We start from the raw sequence: 21,392 nt of genomic DNA, 5'->3' as shown, positions 1-21,392 counted from the left end.
AATCATTCTCCTTGTTTCCAGTCGAAATAACGTTTCAACCATTTTGGGATCGGACCAGCGAATAGACGTTCACGCCAGTAGACATCAGCAGCACGCTGAACAGCAGCACCACGGATCGGATATGGGTGGACGACACGCGACAATTGACCGACCTTATCTTTACGTGCCATCGCATAGACGACTTCTTGCATCCACTCACCCGCTTGTTCTCCGATTGCATGTGCTCCAATCAGTTTTCCACGCTTATCGGCGATGAGCTTGACGCGCCCTTCTGTCTGACCATTGATGACGAAACGATCGACTTCATCGAGACCGGTCTGATAGACCTTGATCTCCCCATGTTTCTTACGTGCCTCGTCTTCCGTCAATCCGAGATGGAACAATTCAGGCGTCGTGAATGTGACCCACGGAACCGCTCGATAATCCGGCTTCGTCCGTAGACCGAATAAAGCATTCGTGACGACCGTTTTTCCTTCAAGCCCTGCGACGTGCGTAAACGGAAGCGAGTTGATCGTATCTCCGACCGCAAAGATGTGTCGTTGACTTGTGCGAAGTGAACCATCGACCTGGACGAATCCTTTTTCGACGTGTACACCGGCTCGATCGAGACGTAGTGCTTCGATGCGTGGCTTACGACCGACCGCGACAAGCACGGCATCCGTTTCGATGACACGTGATTCGCCGTTTGCTTCGACCGTCACTTCGATGCCCCCGGCTGACTTGCGGACGTGCGTGACCTTCGTATCGAGATGTAATGTCAATTCTTGTTCGAGCTGACGTTGAATGACTTCGACCATGTCGCGATCTTCTTTTCCGAGTAACGTCTTCATACCCTCGATGACCGTGACTTCTGTTCCAAGATGCGCATACGCTTGCGATAACTCAAGACCAATCGCACCACCACCGATGACGAGCAGTCGCTCCGGACGCTCCGTCAATTCGAAAATCGTCTCGTTCGTTAAATAATCAATCGTATCGAGTCCATCAATCGGTGGAATGATGGGTTGAGATCCCGTCGAGATCGCAAACTTCTCACCTACGACAAGCTGTCCCGCCACTTCCACTTCATGAGCACTGAGGAATGTCGCTTCTCCGATATAGACATCGACACCAAGATCTTCGAACCGTTTCGTTCCATCGTGTGATTGAATGATGTTACGTGCCCGATCGACGCTTGCTTTCGTTTTCGAATAGACCGCGTCCCCGTTCAGCGTCACGTTGTATTTTTCAGCCGTTCGCTTCATGACATGGACATCGTGCGCCGCTTCGATCAAAGCCTTTGAAGGAACGCAACCGTAGTGAAGACAATCTCCACCTAGATGCGTATGGCGTTCGATCAGGGCGACGTGCGCGCCAAGACTTGCTGCACCGGCAGCAATCGTCATTCCGGCTGCACCACCACCGATGACGACTAATTGATAGTTCTTCATCGTGATCCCTCCTCGTAACGACGTGTGATGTCTTCCATTCGTTTACGGTTGACGCCCCAGTCGGAGTACCCGACACGTGATGCCGAACGGAAATGAATCACCTGTGCAGCTTCATCGAAGTAAAATTCGACGTCATCCTTGAAGCGAAAGACTTTACTTGTGAAGATGGCGTGGATGTATGTCCCTTCCTCCTTGACGACTTTGACGCGGTCGAGGCTTTGTAGGATACGTAGTAATTGAAACTTTGAATCTGCAAGCGTTCCTTTGAACGGGAGCGGACGCATTTTCATATCCTGTAGATCGGTTTGAGTAGATACCGCGTTCGGTTTTCCGGAGAGCGGTTGAAGCGTACCATTTGAAACACCAAGTGCCATGACTGATTCCTCCGTTTCCTATCATCTGATCCATTTCGTACTATAATCCACTTAACTTTACCAGTTTCTGTTTCACTCTGCCCGTCTCAGTGTTTACGCTTTCGTGACAGGTAGCAGAATCGTTGCGATGACGCCGCCTTCCGGCTGATTATCAATAAATAGCTTGCCTTCATGTGCTTCGACGAGTTCTCGGCAAATCGATAGTCCGAGCCCTGTTCCACCCTTTCCTTTTTGCACTTGGTAGAACTTTTCTGTGACGTGACGTAAGTGCTCTTTCGGAATCCCGGGACCTTCATCACTGAAGGATAGGAACAACACACGCTCTGAACGAACGAGGCGAATGGTGATCGTGCCACCGACTGGAGAAAAGCGGATCGCATTATCAAGCAGGTTCAAGAAGACTTGTTTCAATCGATTTTCGTCGTATAGACCGACGACTTGCGCCGGTAACTTCTGTACGATCTGGACATTTTTTTCTTCCAGCTTTTGACGAAGTTGCGCTGTTACGGTCTCGATGATTTCCGTCAAGTTGACTTCTTGACGGTATAAGACGAGGCGACTCGTCTCGAGTTTCGAGAAATCGAGTAACTGCTCAACGAGCGAAATCAAACGCTCCGTCTCCGAATGAATGATGCCCATCCCAAGCGACGCCTCTTCCGGCAACTGATCCTGTTCGACGAGTAACGTTTCACTCCAGCCTTTGATCGATGTCAGCGGTGTCCGTAATTCATGGGAAATACCAGAAATGAATTCATCTTTCAATGTTTCCTGCTGTTTGATCTGTTGCCCCATATAATTGATCGTCCGCGCTAGTTCTCCAAGCTCGAACGAGTATTCCTCGTTCACCTTGACGTCGTAATGCTGTTTCGCGATTTGGTCCGATGCACCGATGACTTCTTGAATCGGTCGGACGATCGACGAGACGAGACGTGAGGAATAGATGAAGGCAAGTCCCCAAATAACTGTACCCAGGAGGACGATCGCTAAACAAATTTCGATCACACGTCGATCGATTCGCTCAAGCGACGTCGTATAACGAAGCGCTCCTGTCGTCTGACCAAACGATACGACAGGTTCTGTTACTTCCAGTAAATGTTCTCCCGTCGCTTCATCGTCATATCGTTTCGTGACGGTCTGTCCCGCCCTTACTTGATTGACCGCTGCTCGCGTCAACTTACGTTCCGAGATGAATCCGGTCGAAGAGTAACGCGGAATCCCTGTCGCATCCAACACTTCGATCTCAGCGTCCGGATAAGCGTAAGAATCGAGTACATCATGAATCGTCGCTTCTGAATCGGCGTAATCATAAGCAAGGCCGCTATTCGCAAATAAGACAGCACTCGCATTCGCATGACGTTTCAAGACATCTGTCGCCGTCACGTAGTAATAGTTATAGGTCACGAACGAAAGGATCCCGATGACGAGTAAGACTGTCACCGTGATGATCGTCATGAACCGCATCAATATCTGGCGCTTCATTCTTCGTTACGCCACTTGTATCCATGTCCCCACAATGTCTCGATGAACTTCGGTTCCGCTGGATTCTCTTCGATTTTTTGACGAAGACGGCGAATGTTGACATCGACCGTCTTCCGATCACCAAAGTAATTCTCACCCCATACCGCATCGAGTAACTCATCTCGCGACATGACTTGATCTTCGTTTTTGATGAAGTGGCAAAGTAAATCGTATTCAGTTGGTGTCACTTCGACGTCAACACCTTCTTTTTGGACGCGCTTCGCCCCTAAATCAATCCGGAACGGTCCAGAGACGAGTTCACGTGGCTGTTTTCTGCGGCGTAACGTCTCTACCCGTCGTAACAGTGACTGGATGCGCGCAAGAAGCTCTGCTGGACTGAACGGCTTCGCGATGTAATCGTCCGCGCCTACGCTTAGTCCCATGACTTTATCCTCTTCTCGTGTCCGTGCCGTCAGCATGATGATCCCGACGACTTCATCCTTTGCCCGCGCCTGTTCACAGACGGCAAAACCGTCGACTTCCGGCATCATGATATCGAGTAACAGAATATCGAAGGTTTGTTGATCAAATTGCGCAAGCGCTTCTTTCCCATTTTCCGCCTCGATGACATCATAGCCTGCCCGTTTCAAGTTAATGACGATGAAACTACGAATCGCATGTTCATCTTCGGCTACTAGTATTTTGGTCATTCTTTTCTCCCCCTGATTCTTTATTCCACGAGTGTGACACGATTGACGAACACTTCATAGTCCTTCGTCGCATCAATCACATAGACATATTCGATACCTTCTTTGATTTTTCGCTTTTGATCACTCGCAATGTATTGATTCTTCGGAATGACCTCTAATTCGAAATCAATCTGCTTCGTTTCTCGATTGATGAACCGAACACGATTTTCGCGTTTTTCGATCGTTTCACGCGTCGCCCAGTTGGCAGGGAACCGCATGACGAAATTGTATTCTTGATCGATGTACTGCTCTTCTCGCAGTTCGAACCCACTCTCGAGAAATGGTGGATTATCTGATCCATTCCATGTGTAGTATGCCGTGATGCGTGGTTTTGGTTCACCCTCACGCCCTTTACTGCCTTCTGGCGTGTATTGATGACCAAACTCGACGATTCCGTCTTGATCGACATCTTTCGGGAAGGTATACATCGGTTCGACGATCTCATCGACCTGACCGAAACGGACCTGTTCCAACGTATCGTTCGCTAAGCGGAATAATGCGATGTGCATTTTTGCATCTCGTGTATACGAGACGATCAAGCCTTTATTCCGAGCGGCATTGATCGTATCGACTTCAAATAAATCATGTTCTGCGAATAAATCGCCATCCTGCGTCGAAAGCGTCGTCTCTTGGTGCTCTTTCGACAGGATGTCTTTATAATAGATCAAACGAGACGGACTGCCCTTTTGCAGAAGCACCATATCCCGCTCTCGATCTTGATTCAAATCAGCTACCGACAGACGATCGTATCGATCGACTTTCGTGACGTCTCGTTGCTTCGATAGTAACTGTTCAATGATGTATAACGTATTTTCACCATAACTGGTAATACCGATGACCAGGTGGTTTTGTTTATGTCGTGCGTCAGTTATGACTTCGAGTCGATCGATGGCTCGACCGTCAGCTACCGTCTGTCGCGCCACGAGTCGCCATTTTTCGCCTTGTCGTTCATGGACGAGAAGATGAATCGTGAAGCGCCCGTCCTGCTCACTACGGTAGAAGGTGATTGCTTCATCTTTACCGTTTCGATCTAAGTCGACGAGTTCGTATAGGCGGGATACCGCTTGATTTCGTGGCGCCACGATCTCTGCCTGTTTCGGCAAATCGCGGTCAATCCGTTCTTTCAACGACTGCTCCCATGCCGGAAGGGACGGATGTTCGAGTAAAGAGGCGGGATGCGGAAACATCGTACTGCATCCTGCTAATAATAGACTTGATATGATCATGAAGAGATATTTCATAAAGTTGGAATCCTTTCCGTACGGGCTCTGTTTCCACTTTATCATACTCTCTTCGAGGAGAGTATATTGTCGAACGGGGGACAAGTTGTTACGATATACAGATAATTGAAAGGGGTTTGAATGTATGACGTATAAAATGATTGTTCTCGATTTAGATGATACTTTGTTGACAAGTGACCATACGATTTCACCACGTACGAAAGAAGCTTTACTCGCTGCGCAGCGTCGCGGGAAGAAAGTCGTCCTCGCTAGCGGTCGTCCGACATTTGCCATGCTCGACCTCGCAAAAGAGCTGGAACTCGCACGCTACGGAAGTTACATCCTAAGCTTTAATGGCGCTTCCATCATTGATTGTAAAACGAACGAATCGCTCTTCCTCAGCACGCTTTCCCCGGAGACGGTCCACCGCCTCGACGATTTGAGTAAACGGGAGGGTGTCTACATCCACACGTATGTCGGACATGAGATCCTGACAGAGGAACCGAATGAATATACGACGCTCGAAGGACAACTGACAGGCATGGAGGTCATCCCTGTCGCTGATTTTAAGGCAGCGATTCAAACACCTGTCGTCAAGTGTTTAATGATGGCAGAAGAGACGCACCTCGCGCGCGTCGAACAGACGCTTCAACAGGAACTTGCGGGTGAACTCGCGGTAGCTCGCTCGAAGCCATTTTTCCTTGAATTCACAGAAGATGGTGTCACAAAAGGAACAAGCCTTGCCTTACTGTCTGAAAAACTGGGAATCGCTCAAGAAGAAGTCATTGCTTGTGGAGACGGCAACAACGATCTATCGATGATCGAATGGGCAGGTCTTGGCGTCGCGATGGCGAATGCAGCCGATACCGTCAAAGAAAAGGCACAGTATATGACCGCTTCGAACGATGAAGATGGTGTTGCTCTCGTCGTCGAAAAGTTCATGATGGATGAGGAGCCGGCTATCTCAAGCCGCTAAGTAACTCCAAAAAGAATGACGCGTCTTTTCACGCCCTTTCCTCAGGCGAGACACAAGCCAATTTTCCTGCTTCATTCAAGCAGGAAAACGGGTCTTGTTTGTCTCTGACAGCGCAAAATTGCGCTTTTTCCTGTAGGAGTTGCGTGTGACGCGTCTTTTTTTATACCTGGAAGAAGGATCAGAGAAGCATTTTGTTCACTCGACATCGCTTCCTGGGGAAAAACAAGCAAGAGCGACCCTGCAGCGAAGCGGCGCGATGCTTGTCCCTGGAAAACGATTCGAGACGAACAAAAAGGCGCAATCCTTCTCGTTAAGAGAAAAACTGCGCTTTGTCTTCAGTCTCAGGCTGACTTTTGAGTCAGCCTTTTTTGATTTACGACAAACACCAGTCGATCGGCTCTCTTCCCTGCTCTTTCAGCCAAGCATTCGTTTGCGAATATGGCTTACTACCGAAAAATCCACGACTTGCGGATAAAGGACTCGGATGGACGGCTTCAAGAACAAGATGACGATCCGTATCGATCAGCGCTTTTTTACTCTTCGCATGATTTCCCCAGAGGATGAATACGATCGGTTGTGTCTGTGTTCCTAATACTTCGATGACCCGATCCGTGAACGGCGCCCAGCCTTTTTTAGCATGGGATCCCGCTTTCCCCTCCTCAACCGTAAGCGACGTATTGAGTAAGAATACTCCTTGCTGGGACCATGCTTCGAGATTTCCGGAGGTCGGAGCCGGACAACCGATATCCGTGACGAGTTCCTTATACATGTTTCGAAGGGACGGAGGAATCGGCACTCCGTCATGCACGGAAAAGCTGAGTCCATTCGCCTGACGTGGACCATGGTAGGGATCTTGCCCTAGGATGACGCACCGGACATCTTCTGGCGCGACTGCATCGAACGCATGAAAAATCCGCTCTTTCGGAGGGTAGACGGTCGTCGTTTGATAGGCTTCCTTCAAAAAAGCCCACAGTTCTTGAAAATAGGATTTTTCCTTTTCTTCTTTTAACACGGTTTGCCAAGATGGATGCACGTGAATCCGCTCCTTTTTCAGTCTCAAGTCGCTGTTCGTCCGTCTTGATTCTGCTATGATGGATGATGAGGTGGAAAACTATGATTCAGACAAAACAATTATTCGGACTACCATTCGTCGATGCGACACCTTCGCAATGGTATACCCATATTAAAACAATCTTACACGACCGCGGAAAAGCCTTTCTTGTCACGGCGAATCCCGAGCTCGTGTTGCGTGCATTGCGCGAACCTTCTTACGATGCCATCTTACGACGGGCGACGTTCATTACACCAGACGGGATCGGTGTGACGGCTGCCAGTAAACGGATGGGAGCACCGCTCACTGCGACATTGCCGGGAATCGAGACCGCACGTGAACTATTGCGGACGGCAGACGCACTCGAGAAGCGCGTCTTTTTACTCGGTGGACGCCCGGAAGTCATGAAATCGTTGATACGTCAGTTATCGATTCGTTTTCCGAATATCCACTTCGTTGGAACATTTCATGGTTTTGGAAAGACAGAAGAAGCAACGCAAGCCATTACAGAAGCAGACGCTGATCTTGTTCTCGTCGCACTCGGTGCGCCAAAACAGGAAGAATGGATTGCTTCCATCTATGATCAAGTCGATCACGGCATCTTCATCGGTGTTGGTGGTGCGTTCGACGTCTGGTCCGGACACAGTAAGCGTGCGCCTAAATTATTTCGTCGCTTCAAGCTAGAGTGGCTCTATCGTATCTCGACGCATCCTCGTGGATTCGAGAAACTCAAGGACTTGTTACTTTTCCTGACGCTTGTGCTTCGTAAAAAATCAACGCTCTCTTGAGCGCACACAAAAAGGGCTGACTTAAAAAATGACGCGTCCTTTCACGCCCTTTCCTCAGGCGAGACACAAGCAAGAGCGACCCTGCAACGAAGTGAAGCGGCGCGATACTTGTCCCAGGAAAACGATGCGAGATGAACAAAAAAGCGCAATCTTTCTCGTTAAGAGAAAAATTACGCTTTGTCTTCAGTCTCAAGGCTCCCGACACGGCGGGAGCCTTTTTTTACACTTATCTTATGCGTTGACAGTCGAGAATGAACGACCGAGTTCTTTTGCTTTAGCGATTGCTGCTTCTTTGATCTCTTCTGCTTTTTCTGGGTTCATTGCCATACCTTCGATGAAGAGTGCATCGTAGTCTGTTACACCAGTGAAAGCAAGTGCTTGACGGAGGTAGTCATCACCGAAGTTGAGACCAGATCCTGTGTAGACGCCACCTGTTGCTTGGATGTGGAGTGCTTTTTTGCCTTCCATCAAGCCTTTTGGACCTTCTGCAGTGTAAGCGAATGTTTTACCTGCAAGAAGAACGCTGTCGATGTACATTTTGAGACGTGCTGGGAAAGAGAAGTTCCACATTGGTGTGACGAAGACATACTCATCTGCTTCCATGTATTGCTCGAGATGTTTTGTCATCGTACCGACTTTTGCGATCTCTACTTCTGTTAACTCTTCGCCTGTTGCGAATTTGCCCCATGCGCTAAGAACATCTGTATCGATTTCTTGGACTGTTTCGTTATATAGATCAAGAACTTCTACTTCAGCTGAAGGATTCGCTGCTTTGTAGCTTTCGAGGAATGCTTCACCGACTTGAAGGCTGAAAGAGTGTTCTGTAGCTTTCGGGTTAACAGTTACATAAAGTAATTTAGTCATTATTATTTCTCCCTTTTATTTAAAGTAAATTCTGTAACTAAACATACCAACCACCTTTTCGTTTGTCAATTAGTTTGACTTCCAAACGAATAAAAAAAACTCAAGTCCGTGACCTGAGCTTTCTTGATCTTATGAGTGCTAATTCTTACACATTTTCGAGCGGCGTATAATGTTCGGCTCGTAAACCGATTCGTTTCAACTGATCAATCAACTGTTCCTTTTCAGAAACCGACAAATCCTTAAATAAGTCTGCTAAAAAGGCTTCATGTTTCGGGAATGTTTCTTCCATTAGTTCACGTCCCGCTTCCGTTAGGGTTCCAAACGTGACACGACGATCCGTCGCACATGATTTTCGCGCGATCAACCCACGCTTTTCAAGTTTATCCACGACATACGTCACACTTCCGCTCGTTAATAGAATCTTATCGCCAATTTGTTGTAGAGGCGTGTCCCCTTTGTGGTACAGCAATTCCAGAACTCCGAATTCCGATAAATTCAACTGATGTGTTTTGATGTCTGCCTTCACTTGCTCCGTCACCGCATGCATCGTCCGAGATAGAACAACGAGCATTTTTAATGCCAGCTTCGAGTCTGTCGATTCCATTTTACGTTCGCCCCTCTTTGTGTTGTATCGTCACAATCATAGACTTCTTTGTCTAACTGGTCAATTCTTGCTGAATTTTTGCAACCGATCCACTGCGTAAAAATAGTTCTTGCCGTGAAACGCGTTTCATAGCCTATCGTCTTGATATACACTAAAAAGGAGGTAATCATCATGTCGATTCATACACGGTTAACGCAACTGTTTAAACGAAATGTTGCTTTTGAGTGGGCCATCGAACAATTGCATACACCAGCAGGTTATTATTTGTGTCAGCACACGTTGGTTGATCAATACCCTGATTTGTCTCCTCAAGAAAAAATAAGACTGCTCTCAAAGATCAATGAATTGGCTGAGCAGACAGCTCCATTTTCGGCTCCCGTCTCCCGACAGGATTGGCGCCGACTTGAACGACGATTATCTCGTAAGATGTAATCCAGGAGGGATGCGCGATGACGAACATCCGAGACTTGGCACGTGAAGCCAACGTGTCCGTTACGACAGTCTCACGTGTACTAAATGATCATCCTTACGTTGCGAACGAGAAGCGACAAGCTGTCCGAGAAGCCATCGAAAAACTCGGATATATCCGTAATCAGACTGCCGTTCATCTATCGACGGGTATGACAAAAACGGTCGGAGTCATGCTCCCGTTCGTTGATCATCCATATCACGCTGCCATTCTTCAAGGCATCGCGCAAGCCGCCTTTGACGCGAGCTATCGGTTCTTGACGTGGCAAACGAATTATGTGGAAACGCATGAGCAACTGGCACTGGATGCGCTGGCGCAACAGGAAATCGACGCACTCATCGTCGTGTCGCACAGTCTTCCCTTATCAGCGATTTTATCGTATGAACAATATGGCCCGATCGTCTTTTGTGAACATCATGAAGATGTCGCTGCCGTCTATATCGATCACTATACGGCCTTTCAACAAGGACTTGCACATCTACGACAACAGGGACATACGAGCATCGGCATCTGTCTCGGACGACCGGACAGTACGAATAGCTTGGCGCGTAAACATGCGTATCAAGAGGTCGTACGTGACGAATTCGTCTATGAACAGACCTTGACGATTGAAGACGGTGCGACCGTCGCAAGACGCTGGATGCAACAAAAACAACGACCGACCGCTATCTTGACCGCAAGTGATCACGTGGCAGCGGGTCTGATCTTGGAACTCCGAAAACAAGGCTATCAGGTTCCTGGAGACCTGTCTGTCATTGGTTTTGATGGAAGTGAACTCGCTGAAGTCCTAGCGATGACGACGATCGCGATCCCTTATGCCACGATCGGGCGACATGCTTTTCAATTAACCGTCCGCGAAGATCTCGTTGCTCGTCCACAAATCGAAGTACCTTCGGCGTTCATTGCTGGAACGACCGTTCTTCCTCATACCTGAATCCATATAAAAAAGCGACGAGTTCATCGATTTGAATTCGTCGCTTCATTTCGTTTAAAGAGTTCCTGCCGCTACATACCGTGATCCCCAGTAACCGCCACGGAACGATTCTTTGACGACTCTTCCATAATACGAGTTCGCATTGATCATCGTACCGCCATCGACAGCGATTCCAACGTGTTGAATCCCACTTCCATGTGTAAAGAAGACGAGATCCCCAGCGCCAGGTGCCGTACGTTTTGTTGCTGAGTATTGAGCCGCTGCCGTACGTGGGAGTGATTTTCCTAGTGCTTGATAGACGTAACGTGTAAATCCAGAGCAATCAAAGCTAACAGGACCTGTCGCACCAAAAACATAAGGACGTCCTTTGAGACCTTCTGCTACCGAAACGATCGTTGATCCTGTTTTACTAAGACCTTTCGTCGCTTTAGCGTTATATGCTTTCGTGTATGTAGAGGCGATGTATGCTGATTTCCCTTGATGACGAATTTGATACCATTCTTTGACCTGACCTACGACGGTTACAGCTTGTCCAAGTTTCAATTGCCCGACTCGTTTACTGGATACAGCAGCTTTTGCACGAATATTCAGCACATCCACTGACACCACTACTTTTTTACTTGTTGCAGCTTGCGTTGATGCTGGGACGAGTGTCCAACTACTGATGAGTAACGTTAAGGTTAACAAAACACGAGTGACAGCTTTCATCGATTCATTCTCCTCTTATGTATGAATGTATTGTACGTCTGAATTGTCAGATAATTTCTGTATTTATCCTATCATGTTCCAGATTTTCATCATATTACAGTTCTTTAACGCGCATTCTTTTTCGTAATACTTTTGTAACAAAATAAAAAAACAGGTTGTAGAACGGCTTAGGATAGCCATTTCTACATACCTGTCAGTTTGAGTCACTTAATCGTTTTTTCAAGAATCAATTGACTTCTTTTTACGGAAACGTGCTAAGAATTCATAGACGATCGGCACGATGAGGAGTGTCAACAACGTCGAACTTGTCAGTCCACCGATGACCGTCACACCTAACCCTTTTGAAATCAATGCGCCACCTTCGAGTCCAAGCGCAAGTGGTGCAAGTGCACCAATCGTCGCAAGTGCTGTCATCAAGATTGGACGTAAACGTGTACCTGCTGCATCGAGTAGTGCTTCACGCGTCGATAAACCTTCCGCTTCTTTATGAATGACACGGTCGATCAAGACGATCGCATTCGTCACGACGATTCCGATCAACATCAAAGCACCAATCAAGGATGACACAGAAATCGTCTCTCCTGTAATCAATAGGGCAACCAGTCCACCGATGATTGCGAATGGAAGTGAGAACAAGATGACGAGTGGTGTCAATGCTCCTCCAAACGTAATGACGAGGACAAGATAGACGATGGCTACAGCTGCTGCCATTGCTAGACCAAGTTGTGTGAACGACTCTTGGATCTGCTCTGTGACTCCACCTTGCTCATACGAGACGCCTGTCGGACGATCAATGTTTTTAACGGACTTTTCAATCGCTTGAGAAGCCTCTGTTGCTTTATCCGTTTTTAGTTCTGCTGTAACGGTAGCGACGAGTTTTCCATCACGTTCGTTGAGCGAATCAGGAGTCGTTCCTTTCTTCACTTCAACGAAATCGGACAATTTGCGAACGCCAAGCGGTGTCACAACATCCGTCTCTTCCAAATCTTGAACGGAATCGTATGTCGTTTGTTCGTTTGGAACGATGACATCGAGTTCCTTCCCATCTATCTTAATAGTAGAAAGTGGTTTTTCTTCTCCTTGGACATTAGCAATGCCTTGCGCAAGTTGTGCTGTTGAAACGCCGAATTCAGCCGCTTTTTGCTGATCGACTTCGAACGTATATTGCGTATACGCTTCTTTTAAATCTGTCGTTACTTTTCGAACATACTTCGATTCACCTTCGATCGCATCAACGAATTTCGGTGTTACTGCTTCTAAATCTTCAATATTATTCGCAAAGATCGAGTACGAGACGCCTGACGAAGCTGCGCCACCACTAAAGTCTTGCTCTTTCCATTCTCCTGTCGGAATGTCAGCATTCAGCTGTTTGATGGCTGTCTGTTTAACATCTGCGAAATCTTCCGTGTCTGGATCGTATTGGACGATGAAGACCCCTTGTTTCGTATTCCCTGGATTCAATGGATTTTCTCCACCGACGGTAAACTGAAGATTATCGATATTTTTTTGTTTGTTGAAATAATCTTCTGCTTGATCAGCTGCTTTTAACGAATCATCCAACGTTTGACCTGGTTTTGGATTGTACGTGACGTAGAGTGTCTTTTCTCCTTCTTGATTCAAGAAGTTGACACCAATCGTTGGTACGAGAGCAAAACTACCAATCAACAGCAAGACTGATAGACCAAAGACGATGAGTTTATGGTTGAGAGACCAATTCAGCATACGGCGATATCCGTTCGCCAACTTTCCGCCCTCTTCTTTTTCCGGTTTTGGTGCTTTACCACGCTTAAAGAGCGAATCGGCGAACATCGGAACGACCGTAACCGCAACGATCAAGGACGCGAACAGTGCAAAGACGACTGTCAAAGCGAATGGTAAGAAGAGCTCACCAACGAATCCCGTAACGAATCCGAGTGGCAAGAAGACCGCGATCGTAACGACTGTCGACGAAGCGATTGGAATGAAGACCTCTCGTGTTGCACTGATGATCAGTTCTTTTCCTTTTAATTTTTCCGTCGGATCCGTTAAACGGCGATAAATATTTTCGATGACGACGATGGAATCATCAACGACTCGACCAATTGCGACCGTCATGGCTCCGAGTGTCATGATATTCAAGGAAATATCCATCTGCTTCAGCACAAGAATTGCCATTAGAAGCGATAACGGAATCGAAATAACAGCGATGATCGTTGATTTAATGTTCCGCAAGAACAGCAAGATGATGACGATTGCAAATAACGCACCAATCAATGCTTTACTGATCATCGTCGAAACGGATTCCTCAATTGGTTTTCCTTGATCAAGTGTCACAGATGCCTTGACCGAACCGTTTTCTTTTTCAAAGTCTTTGATCGTCTGCTTCACTGCATTGACGACATCGACCGTATTCGCATCTTGCGACTTCGTCACTTGAACACCGATCGATCGTTCACCATTCGAACGCGAGATCGATTCCTCGATTCCTTTATCTTCAATCGTCGCGACTTGCGACAACGTGACAGTTGGTACTTGCGTTGGCGCCGTCTGTGTTGCCTGACCTGACGCCGCACCTGTCGATGGTGTCGTTTGAGATGCCGCAGGGGCTGACGATGGAGCTTGTCCTGCTTGTCCTGCTTGTCCTGCTTGTCCTGCTTGTCCTGCTTGTCCTGCTTGTCCTGCTTGTCCTGCTTGTCCTGCTTGTCCTGCTTCAGGAGTATCCGATGCTGGTGGTGTATAGGGAAGACGAAGATCTTTTAATTCCTTGACCGTCGTTGCTTTTCCATCTAATACGACCGCTTGTTCTTTATCTCCTAACTCGTACAAGCCAAGCGCTAAACGTGAATCATTAGCTTGGATCAATTGTTTCGCATTCTCTTCGGTTAAACCGTAACGTTCGAGTTTTTTCTCATCGAAGCGAATTTCGATCCGGCGAATCTCTTGACCCGCGACTTGAACCGTCTGCGCCCCTTCGATTCCTTCAAGCTTCGGTTGAAGTTCGTTTTCAACGAGTTTCGTTAATTCAGATAGGGAACGTTCCTTATCCGAAACGGCAAAACCGATGACCGGGAATGCATCAAAGGAAATCCGTGATACTTGTGGTTCCTGAACACCTTCCGGTAATTCGACGTTTGAAAGAGCTTCTTTTACTTTTTGCTCGGCTTCTTCCATATCCGTACTGAAGTTATAGTCGATTTGTAGGTTCGATGCATTTTGGAATGACGTCGAACGTACAGTATCGACTCCTGATAAATTTTCGACCTTACTTTCAAGTTCTCGACTGACTTCATCTAGAACTTGTTCTGGTGTAGCGCCTGGATAAATCGTCGTCACCGACACGGTCGGTGTCGTGATGTCTGGCAATGTCTCGAGCTTCATCGATGTTCCCGCATAAATACCGGCAACCGTGATGATGATCGTCATGAGCCAGAGGGCAAACTTATTGTTCACCGAAAACTGGATGATCTTTTTCATCGTATGGTTCTCCCTCACTCTTCAATTTGTTTATCTAGTCGTCGTGCACGTTCTATTAATTGCTGAATTAATCGTTGTCGCACATCTGGAGACGGTGCGCCGAACTGAAAATGCTCCGACAATTTCAAACCGTCTAATGTAAAGCGAATCGACAATACTTCAACCGGATCCATCTGTTCTGTCAGTTGGCGAAAGAACTGCTCCGCTTGTCGCTTTCGTTCCTCGACGAACGTCGCATGATCCTTTAACAAGGACAACAAGTAAAGAAGCGCATCCATGTCGAGATGGAACTCCTCTTGTTGCTGGATTTGCAACGTCACGAACGCTTCCATCGGTCCCATCGTCAACTGATGCTGTTCATATAGTTCAAATTGTCGTGCTTCTTGCGCCTCGATGACCCCCATTAATAAAGCTTCTTTCGAAGCGAAATGATACAATAGTCCACCTTTTGAGACATTCGCTTGTTTCGCTACTTCTTCAAGCGTCAATTGGGTGAATCCTTGTTGCAAAATGATCGTCGTCGTTGCTTCAAGAATCCGACGCCGTGTCTCTTGCGCTTTTGCACTGGCCAATAGTCTCCCCCTTCCCTCATATTTACTGTACCGTCTGGACGGTTTCTTTTTACAGTGTACGAATTCTTATTTCAAGATGCAATCGCTTTGTTTATGTTTCACGTGAAACTTTCGTGAACGAAAAAAAAGACTGACTCAAATGTCAGTCTCTACGATAAGGACATGAAAAGACGCGTCATTCTTTTTGAGTCAGCCTCTTTTGAATCCATTATTCGTCTGCTTCGCGTGCACTCTCTCGTAGTGCCGCTTGCATCGTATCGAATAAGTGATGCTCCCGTAGCACTTGGACGCCACGATCCGTTGGTCCACCAGGTGCCGCAACATCAGCAATCAGACGATCCGTACTTGCGTCGGAGCGCATGAGAATTTCAGCCGAACCTTTCATCGCTTGAGCAACGATTCGGCGTGCATTTTCTTCTTCAAAACCAGCATCCGTCAAAACCGGCACCATGCCAGCTACGATTTCATAGAAGAAAGCAGGACTACATCCAGCTGCCGCCATGAATGCAGGCATCGTCGATTCATTTGCTTCCGCAATTTCTCCGACACGTCCAAATAATGCCTCGACTACACTTCGGATCTCTTCATTCACGCGTGAGCCGAACCATAGTCCAGTCATTCCTAAACGGTGTGCGACTGGGGTATTTGGCATGGCAGCAACTGTCGGACGTTTTGCCAACTGTTCGATTTCATATGGTGTAATATGTGCAGCAATCGAAACGATCGTCTGATTCGTCCATTGTTGATTCGCTACATAGTTGAGTACACCATCGGGTTGCATGCCCAGCATGACGATATCGTATAAGAAGACATCTTCCTGCTCGACCGTCTGAACACCGTGTCGTGCTGCGACTTCTGTCAAGCGTGCCCCACCACTCCGATTTGTCATCGTGATATCTTCTCGTGCAAATCCAGAAGCGACCCATCCTTGAACGAGTGCCTCACTCATCGCACCGGCTCCTACTATTAATAGTTTCATCATCTATCCTTCCTTTCCCTCAAAAAAAGACCAGTCATGAACTGGTCTTGTGCGGGTCCATTATACACGAACGGCTAAATCTTCGACAGCAACGACTCGAAGTCCCTTATCGTCAAGTTTCTTGACGATTTTTTTCTTCGTCTTCTCGTCACAATCCGTCGGTAATGTAATCAATACACGACGCATGACGCTACTCTTCGCATCGAGTGTCATCAGACTCGCGACCGTTGAATATTTGTTGACGATCTTCGAGATCTTCTCAAGTGCCCCTTTTTGTTCACTAAGGGCTACAGTCAGGACGTAACTTCCAGAATCACGGTTCCACGCTTCTTCAAGCATTTCAAGCATTTTTCCGTGAGGTAGAATACCGAAGAAATGACCATCGTCATTTAAGACCGCGATATACGGTAATTCCTTGATCGAGAAGAAGACTTCAAAGAAATTACTTCCTGTATAGATGTATTTGGATGTATTCTTAATCAGCGACATGACGTTGTCGTCTAAGCTGCCACCATTCATCCCATGCCGATAGATGTGCATCTTATAGATGTTGCCCTTGAAGTCCTGTCCTGATTGGTCAAGGACCGGGACACAGCGGTATCCGGTTTTTTCAAGTGTGTCGAGTGCTTCACGAATCGTCGCTGTCTCGGAAATCGTGACACATTGATGCTTCGGAATACATAAACTTTGTACGAGCATAATAAAATCCTCCTCTTTTACCTGATTACGCAGACTTAATCATATCATTCGATTTTCATGCGCCATATCCTCTTTTCCCACTTCTGATGCGCTTTTATTCTTACAATCACAAGACAATCTCTTGCAATTACAACATAATCCAACTCATTTCAATCAAGTACACTTCGCTTTTACCATTGTCAGACAATTTATTAAATCTACAATCACCTTCATATTAAGATTTATTAAGATTTCGTAAAGACGCTTCATAAATGTATTCTTTTACAATACCGTCTGCTACAATCGAACTCGTGAAGTTACTTCACTATTCTATTCTTGTTCTTAATATGGAGGCAGAAGAAATGTTTAGTAAAAAACAAGATCCATTCGCAGTGAAATTATCCGAAATCGCAGGACACTTAAAAACGACTTCGCAATTCTTCGTTGACTTTAAAATCAACGGCATCGCGGATGTAAAAGAATTTGCACATAAAGTAAAAGACTTCGAAACAGCTGGGGACGATTTGATGCACCAGTTGATCATCGACTTGAACAATGCGTTCATCACGCCGATCGACCGTGAAGACTTACTCGCACTTGCTAACGCACTTGATGACGTCTTAGACGGCTTTGAAGAATGTTCAGCGATCTTCGAAATCTACAATATCGTTCAAGCAGACGAGCACATGATCAAGTTCGTCGATGAAATCAACATCGCTGTCACAGAACTCGCGATGTCAATGGATCTTCTTGTTGCACGTAAATTGCAACCGATGCGTGAACACGTCATCAAAATCAAAGAACAAGAGACGATTTGTGACAACCTACGCCGTAAATCGATCAAAGCATTGTTCGCAACAGAAACAGATCCAATTAAAATCATCCAATATAAAGAAATCTATGAATCGCTCGAATCAATCGCGGACTACTGCCAAGATGCAGCTAACGTCATTGAAACGATCATCATGAAAAACGCTTAAGTGAGGAGCTAACGAGATGGATAGCCTGTTTATCATCACCGCCATAATCGTGATTCTCGCACTTAGCTTCGACTTCATCAACGGTTTCCACGATACAGCGAACTCGATCGCGACTTCGGTGTCGACTCGTGCTTTGAAACCACGTCATGCCATCATCTTGGCTGCATCGATGAACTTCCTAGGTGCAATCACGTTCACTGGAGTCGCAAAAACGATCTCTGGTGACATCGTTGACCCGTCAACACTTGAACATGGTAGCTACGTCGTCATCGCTGCCTTGATTTCAGCCATTGCCTGGAACCTTTTGACTTGGTACTTCGGTATTCCGTCAAGTTCTTCGCATACACTGATCGGTTCGATTGCTGGTGCTGCTGTTGCCTCTGTTGGATTCGGAGGAATCGAAGCAAAAGGCTTCTTGAAAATCGTTCAAGCCTTGCTCATTTCACCAGTACTCGCATTCACACTCGGTTTCATCGTTTATGCAATCTTTAAAGTCATCTTCAAAAAAGGAAACTTGGCGAAGACGAATCGTCGCTTCCGTCATGTTCAAATTGCAACCGCTGCTTTGCAGTCGTATACACACGGTACGAACGACGCACAAAAAGCGATGGGGATCATCACGCTTGCTTTGATCTCATCTGGTTATCAAACGGATCACGAAGTTGCGACTTGGGTTAAACTCTCATGTGCGATCGCAATGGGTCTCGGAACATCTGTCGGTGGATGGCGGATCATCAAGACCGTTGGTGGTCAAATCATGAAAATCCGTCCGGTCAACGGGGTTGCAGCTGACTTAACATCAGCAGCAATCATCTTTGGAGCGACAGCGATTCATCTTCCGGTTTCGACGACACACGTCATCTCTTCTGCCATCTTGGGTGTAGGTACATCACACCGTAAGAAAGGTGTAAAGTGGGGAACAGCACAACGCATGCTCATTACATGGGTCATCACATTGCCGATTTCAATGGCTTTCGCTGCCTTGATCTACTATATTCTTGACTTCTTATTCATTAAATAAGTACTTGCCCCGCCTACTCAAAAGAGGTGGGGTTTTGTGTACGTCAGAAGCGTCGATAGTTGTTGTTTTTCCCATAATTCGCTATGATGAAGAACAAGAAGGATTGTCTATTTCTTTAGGAGGAATGCCCCATGACAAAACGTAAAGCCTTAACGATTGCTGGTTCCGACACGAGCGGTGGAGCTGGTATTCAAGCTGATTTGAAAACATTCCAAGAACTTGGTGTCTATGGAATGAATGCTTTGACGGTCATCGTCGCCCAAGACCCTGATCACTCTTGGCACCATGCGGTTTACCCAATCGACACAGAACTCGTCCGGACACAAATCCACACGGTCCTTGGAGGTATTGGTGTTGATGCGATGAAGACGGGTATGCTCCCGACTGTCGAGATCATTGAAGCCGTAGCTGAGAAAATCAAATCATCCGGCGTTCAAAACGTCGTGATCGATCCTGTCATGGTCTGTAAAGGCGAAGACGAAGTACTGAACCCTGATACGGCAAACGCACTTCGTGATGTCTTGACACCACTTGCGACGGTCGTCACACCGAACGTCTTCGAAGCCGGACAACTGTCGGGTCTTGGTAAAACACCAGCAACGATCGACGAGATGAAACTTGCAGCAGCGCGGATTCATGAAAAAGGTGCGCAATACGTTCTTGTCAAAGGTGGCAGCAAGATTGACCATCCACAAGCAGTTGACGTGCTTTATGACGGAAAAGAGTTTATCCTGATTGAGGACGAACGAATCGAGACACCGTACACGCACGGTGCTGGCTGCACGTACTCTGCAGCAATCACGGCCGAACTCGCAAAAGGTGCATCGGTAGAAGCTGCTGTCCGTACAGCAAAATCTTTCATCACTTCCGCGATTCGTCATTCATTCCGTTTGAATGAATACGTCGGACCAACTGACCACGCTGCACATCGTACAGTCCAGTCTTGATCCGCTTAAGAAGTCCGCGATATCCGCGGACTTCTTTCTGTATAGGAGAGGAGAAAAGTTTATGCAAGCCATTGATTTACAAGAAATACAGCGTTATATCGACGAACATGCGAATACACCGTTATATGTACACGTCGAGACGACGAACGGTGCCTACGCGACGCACCAAGATCCAACTTTCCATAGCGCAGGGATGTTTTTCCGTAATGCGGAAATCACTTACGAACGTGGTCTGATCACAGGAAACGGACCTTACCGGATCGGTTTGAAACTTGCGCACGGCTGGTTATACGGTGAAGGATTGACTGACTTCGAATTTGCTGGGGATCAATTGTTGATTGCCGGTCACGATATCGAAGGACGTCTTGCGATTGCTTTTGAACTTAGCCCGACACCATTCGCTCAAGGTGCAGAGGAGGTAGACGCATGACACACGAAGATCATTTACTCGTCGTCTTCCCTCACCCGGATGACGAAGCTTTCAGTTCTGCCGGTACGATCATCGAACACGCTGAAAACCGTGGTCCTGTCACTTACGCTTGTCTGACACTTGGTGAGATGGGACGTAACATGGGACGTCCTGTCTTTACGAACCGGGAACAGCTCGCAACGATTCGTAAACGCGAGTTGATTGATGCTGCTGCAAAAATGAAGATTTCGGATCTCCAAATGTGGGGACTTCGTGATAAGACCGTTGAATTCGAGGATGAAGCAGCACTTGCTGACCGTATTCTTGCCTTGATTCAACAGACACGACCAACTCGTTTGATTTCGTTCTACCCGGGTTACGCGGTCCATCCCGATCATGAAGCGACAGCTCGTGCCGTCGTTCGTGCCCTTCGGATGATGGATCCTACTGATCGTCCAGAGTTCCTTGCGGTCGCTTTCGCGAACAATACGAAAGAAGAGCTCGGGGAAGGAACGTTCATTCATGATGTCAGTGCCTATACGGATCAAAAGATCAAGGCACTAGAAGCGCATGCTTCACAAACAGGTGGTCTGATGAAAGTCATCTCGGAAGATTCGAACATTCGAGATCTACTCGTCAAAGAACGCTACTATCACTATCCGCTTTAATCTTCTTACAAGAGATGCGTACCGTCCGATTGACGATACGCATCTCTTTTTTTGTCTTCA

General features: G+C 47.0%; 22 protein-coding genes. 9 read left to right on the top strand and 13 right to left on the bottom strand.

The annotated features are described in order from the left end of the window. Positions 1 to 2: 2 nt before the first annotated feature. The 5 genes from KNQ08_RS14105 to KNQ08_RS14085 all read right to left on the bottom strand — a co-directional run bounded on the left by KNQ08_RS14105 (position 3) and on the right by KNQ08_RS14085 (position 5,198). Positions 3 to 1,430, bottom strand: coding sequence for a dihydrolipoyl dehydrogenase family protein (locus KNQ08_RS14105; RefSeq protein ID WP_064300689.1), 1,428 nt, complete (start codon positions 1,428 to 1,430; stop codon positions 3 to 5). Then, positions 1,427 to 1,804, bottom strand: coding sequence for a DUF1499 domain-containing protein (locus KNQ08_RS14100; protein WP_050678428.1), 378 nt, complete (start codon positions 1,802 to 1,804; stop codon positions 1,427 to 1,429). Before KNQ08_RS14100 ends, KNQ08_RS14105 begins: the two co-directional genes overlap by 4 nt. A gap of 93 nt (positions 1,805 to 1,897) precedes the next feature. After that, positions 1,898 to 3,256, bottom strand: a complete 1,359-nt coding sequence (locus tag KNQ08_RS14095; RefSeq protein WP_251133726.1) for a sensor histidine kinase — start codon at positions 3,254 to 3,256, stop codon at positions 1,898 to 1,900. 23 nt (positions 3,257 to 3,279) lie between these two features. Next, a complete protein-coding gene (locus KNQ08_RS14090; RefSeq protein ID WP_023469704.1) occupies positions 3,280 to 3,972 on the bottom strand; it encodes a response regulator transcription factor in 693 nt (230 codons plus the stop codon). A 20-nt stretch (positions 3,973 to 3,992) separates the two neighbouring features. Beyond that, positions 3,993 to 5,198 carry a hypothetical protein gene (locus tag KNQ08_RS14085; protein WP_251133725.1) on the bottom strand — a complete coding sequence of 402 codons (1,206 nt, stop codon included), beginning with the start codon at positions 5,196 to 5,198 and terminating at the stop codon, positions 3,993 to 3,995. Positions 5,199 to 5,376: 178 nt separating this feature from the next. Here KNQ08_RS14085 and KNQ08_RS14080 point away from each other — a divergent pair, with 178 nt between their 5' ends. Beyond that, the gene (locus tag KNQ08_RS14080; RefSeq protein ID WP_214725120.1) at positions 5,377 to 6,207 is read left to right on the top strand and encodes a Cof-type HAD-IIB family hydrolase; all 831 of its coding nucleotides are present in this window, start codon (positions 5,377 to 5,379) and stop codon (positions 6,205 to 6,207) included. A gap of 373 nt (positions 6,208 to 6,580) precedes the next feature. On the opposite strand, the gene KNQ08_RS14075 is transcribed toward KNQ08_RS14080, so the two are convergent. Next, entirely contained in the window at positions 6,581 to 7,240 is a 660-nt protein-coding gene (locus KNQ08_RS14075) for a uracil-DNA glycosylase (protein ID WP_214806172.1), read from the bottom strand. Positions 7,241 to 7,320: 80 nt separating this feature from the next. Between KNQ08_RS14075 and KNQ08_RS14070 the strand changes: the two genes are divergently transcribed. Further along, on the top strand, positions 7,321 to 8,046 hold the full coding sequence (locus KNQ08_RS14070; protein WP_149428012.1) for a WecB/TagA/CpsF family glycosyltransferase: 726 nt from the start codon (positions 7,321 to 7,323) through the stop codon (positions 8,044 to 8,046). 231 nt (positions 8,047 to 8,277) lie between these two features. On the opposite strand, the gene KNQ08_RS14065 is transcribed toward KNQ08_RS14070, so the two are convergent. Both KNQ08_RS14065 and KNQ08_RS14060 read right to left on the bottom strand, forming a co-directional pair. Then, entirely contained in the window at positions 8,278 to 8,910 is a 633-nt protein-coding gene (locus KNQ08_RS14065; protein ID WP_023469709.1) for an NAD(P)H-dependent oxidoreductase, read from the bottom strand. Between the two features lie 145 nt (positions 8,911 to 9,055). Continuing rightward, complete coding sequence (locus KNQ08_RS14060; protein WP_029342913.1) at positions 9,056 to 9,514, bottom strand: MarR family winged helix-turn-helix transcriptional regulator; 459 nt, start codon at positions 9,512 to 9,514, stop codon at positions 9,056 to 9,058. 171 nt (positions 9,515 to 9,685) lie between these two features. Between KNQ08_RS14060 and KNQ08_RS14055 the strand changes: the two genes are divergently transcribed. Beyond that, positions 9,686 to 9,946, top strand: a complete 261-nt coding sequence (locus KNQ08_RS14055) for a hypothetical protein (protein WP_023469711.1) — start codon at positions 9,686 to 9,688, stop codon at positions 9,944 to 9,946. Between the two features lie 17 nt (positions 9,947 to 9,963). Beyond that, positions 9,964 to 10,917, top strand: coding sequence for a LacI family DNA-binding transcriptional regulator (locus KNQ08_RS14050; RefSeq protein WP_214806171.1), 954 nt, complete (start codon positions 9,964 to 9,966; stop codon positions 10,915 to 10,917). A 54-nt stretch (positions 10,918 to 10,971) separates the two neighbouring features. Here KNQ08_RS14050 and KNQ08_RS14045 read toward each other — a convergent pair whose 3' ends face one another. The 5 genes from KNQ08_RS14045 to cbpA all read right to left on the bottom strand — a co-directional run bounded on the left by KNQ08_RS14045 (position 10,972) and on the right by cbpA (position 17,328). After that, positions 10,972 to 11,625: a C40 family peptidase gene (locus KNQ08_RS14045; RefSeq protein WP_050678422.1), complete on the bottom strand. Its 654-nt coding sequence runs from the start codon at positions 11,623 to 11,625 to the stop codon at positions 10,972 to 10,974. A 219-nt stretch (positions 11,626 to 11,844) separates the two neighbouring features. Next, entirely contained in the window at positions 11,845 to 15,078 is a 3,234-nt protein-coding gene (locus KNQ08_RS14040; RefSeq protein WP_214806170.1) for an efflux RND transporter permease subunit, read from the bottom strand. A 14-nt stretch (positions 15,079 to 15,092) separates the two neighbouring features. Further along, positions 15,093 to 15,650: a TetR/AcrR family transcriptional regulator gene (locus KNQ08_RS14035; RefSeq protein ID WP_087681646.1), complete on the bottom strand. Its 558-nt coding sequence runs from the start codon at positions 15,648 to 15,650 to the stop codon at positions 15,093 to 15,095. 208 nt (positions 15,651 to 15,858) lie between these two features. Next, positions 15,859 to 16,632, bottom strand: a complete 774-nt coding sequence (locus KNQ08_RS14030; protein WP_251133724.1) for a pyrroline-5-carboxylate reductase family protein — start codon at positions 16,630 to 16,632, stop codon at positions 15,859 to 15,861. A 57-nt stretch (positions 16,633 to 16,689) separates the two neighbouring features. After that, on the bottom strand, positions 16,690 to 17,328 hold the full coding sequence (gene cbpA / locus KNQ08_RS14025) for a cyclic di-AMP binding protein CbpA (RefSeq protein WP_149428015.1): 639 nt from the start codon (positions 17,326 to 17,328) through the stop codon (positions 16,690 to 16,692). 341 nt (positions 17,329 to 17,669) lie between these two features. Here cbpA and KNQ08_RS14020 point away from each other — a divergent pair, with 341 nt between their 5' ends. From KNQ08_RS14020 to bshB2, 5 genes are all read left to right on the top strand, one after another. Further along, complete coding sequence (locus KNQ08_RS14020; protein ID WP_023469718.1) at positions 17,670 to 18,287, top strand: DUF47 domain-containing protein; 618 nt, start codon at positions 17,670 to 17,672, stop codon at positions 18,285 to 18,287. Positions 18,288 to 18,303: 16 nt separating this feature from the next. Further along, a complete protein-coding gene (locus KNQ08_RS14015) occupies positions 18,304 to 19,308 on the top strand; it encodes an inorganic phosphate transporter (protein WP_023469719.1) in 1,005 nt (334 codons plus the stop codon). Positions 19,309 to 19,439: 131 nt separating this feature from the next. Then, positions 19,440 to 20,255, top strand: a complete 816-nt coding sequence (gene pdxK / locus KNQ08_RS14010) for a pyridoxine/pyridoxal/pyridoxamine kinase (protein WP_023469720.1) — start codon at positions 19,440 to 19,442, stop codon at positions 20,253 to 20,255. A gap of 61 nt (positions 20,256 to 20,316) precedes the next feature. Then, positions 20,317 to 20,685, top strand: a complete 369-nt coding sequence (locus KNQ08_RS14005) for a YojF family protein (RefSeq protein ID WP_029342921.1) — start codon at positions 20,317 to 20,319, stop codon at positions 20,683 to 20,685. After that, positions 20,682 to 21,332, top strand: coding sequence for a bacillithiol biosynthesis deacetylase BshB2 (gene bshB2, locus KNQ08_RS14000; protein WP_149428016.1), 651 nt, complete (start codon positions 20,682 to 20,684; stop codon positions 21,330 to 21,332). Before KNQ08_RS14005 ends, bshB2 begins: the two co-directional genes overlap by 4 nt. Positions 21,333 to 21,392: the final 60 nt, after the last annotated feature.

Origin of the sequence: Exiguobacterium sp. s46 (genome assembly GCF_018618875.1) — a bacterium.
Taxonomy (GTDB): Bacteria; Bacillota; Bacilli; order Exiguobacteriales; family Exiguobacteriaceae; genus Exiguobacterium_A; species Exiguobacterium_A abrahamii.
Note: the sequence above shows the minus strand (reverse complement) of the source record. Positions and strands in the feature narration are given on the sequence as shown.

What these genes read in the sequence shown, in the direction of transcription:
- KNQ08_RS14105 (WP_064300689.1), bottom strand. Translation starts at nt 1,430, where the DNA reads ATGAAGAACTATCAATTAGTCGTCATCGGTGGTGGTGCAGCCGGAATG.
- KNQ08_RS14100 (WP_050678428.1), bottom strand. Translation starts at nt 1,804, where the DNA reads ATGGCACTTGGTGTTTCAAATGGTACGCTTCAACCGCTCTCCGGAAAA.
- KNQ08_RS14095 (WP_251133726.1), bottom strand. Translation starts at nt 3,256, where the DNA reads ATGACGATCATCACGGTGACAGTCTTACTCGTCATCGGGATCCTTTCG.
- KNQ08_RS14090 (WP_023469704.1), bottom strand. Translation starts at nt 3,972, where the DNA reads ATGACCAAAATACTAGTAGCCGAAGATGAACATGCGATTCGTAGTTTC.
- KNQ08_RS14085 (WP_251133725.1), bottom strand. Translation starts at nt 5,198, where the DNA reads ATGTTTCCGCATCCCGCCTCTTTACTCGAACATCCGTCCCTTCCGGCA.
- KNQ08_RS14080 (WP_214725120.1), top strand. Translation starts at nt 5,377, where the DNA reads ATGACGTATAAAATGATTGTTCTCGATTTAGATGATACTTTGTTGACA.
- KNQ08_RS14070 (WP_149428012.1), top strand. Translation starts at nt 7,321, where the DNA reads ATGATTCAGACAAAACAATTATTCGGACTACCATTCGTCGATGCGACA.
- KNQ08_RS14065 (WP_023469709.1), bottom strand. Translation starts at nt 8,910, where the DNA reads ATGACTAAATTACTTTATGTAACTGTTAACCCGAAAGCTACAGAACAC.
- KNQ08_RS14060 (WP_029342913.1), bottom strand. Translation starts at nt 9,514, where the DNA reads ATGGAATCGACAGACTCGAAGCTGGCATTAAAAATGCTCGTTGTTCTA.
- KNQ08_RS14055 (WP_023469711.1), top strand. Translation starts at nt 9,686, where the DNA reads ATGTCGATTCATACACGGTTAACGCAACTGTTTAAACGAAATGTTGCT.
- KNQ08_RS14050 (WP_214806171.1), top strand. Translation starts at nt 9,964, where the DNA reads ATGACGAACATCCGAGACTTGGCACGTGAAGCCAACGTGTCCGTTACG.
- KNQ08_RS14045 (WP_050678422.1), bottom strand. Translation starts at nt 11,625, where the DNA reads ATGAAAGCTGTCACTCGTGTTTTGTTAACCTTAACGTTACTCATCAGT.
- KNQ08_RS14040 (WP_214806170.1), bottom strand. Translation starts at nt 15,078, where the DNA reads ATGAAAAAGATCATCCAGTTTTCGGTGAACAATAAGTTTGCCCTCTGG.
- KNQ08_RS14030 (WP_251133724.1), bottom strand. Translation starts at nt 16,632, where the DNA reads ATGATGAAACTATTAATAGTAGGAGCCGGTGCGATGAGTGAGGCACTC.
- cbpA (WP_149428015.1), bottom strand. Translation starts at nt 17,328, where the DNA reads ATGCTCGTACAAAGTTTATGTATTCCGAAGCATCAATGTGTCACGATT.
- KNQ08_RS14020 (WP_023469718.1), top strand. Translation starts at nt 17,670, where the DNA reads ATGTTTAGTAAAAAACAAGATCCATTCGCAGTGAAATTATCCGAAATC.
- KNQ08_RS14015 (WP_023469719.1), top strand. Translation starts at nt 18,304, where the DNA reads ATGGATAGCCTGTTTATCATCACCGCCATAATCGTGATTCTCGCACTT.
- pdxK (WP_023469720.1), top strand. Translation starts at nt 19,440, where the DNA reads ATGACAAAACGTAAAGCCTTAACGATTGCTGGTTCCGACACGAGCGGT.
- KNQ08_RS14005 (WP_029342921.1), top strand. Translation starts at nt 20,317, where the DNA reads ATGCAAGCCATTGATTTACAAGAAATACAGCGTTATATCGACGAACAT.
- bshB2 (WP_149428016.1), top strand. Translation starts at nt 20,682, where the DNA reads ATGACACACGAAGATCATTTACTCGTCGTCTTCCCTCACCCGGATGAC.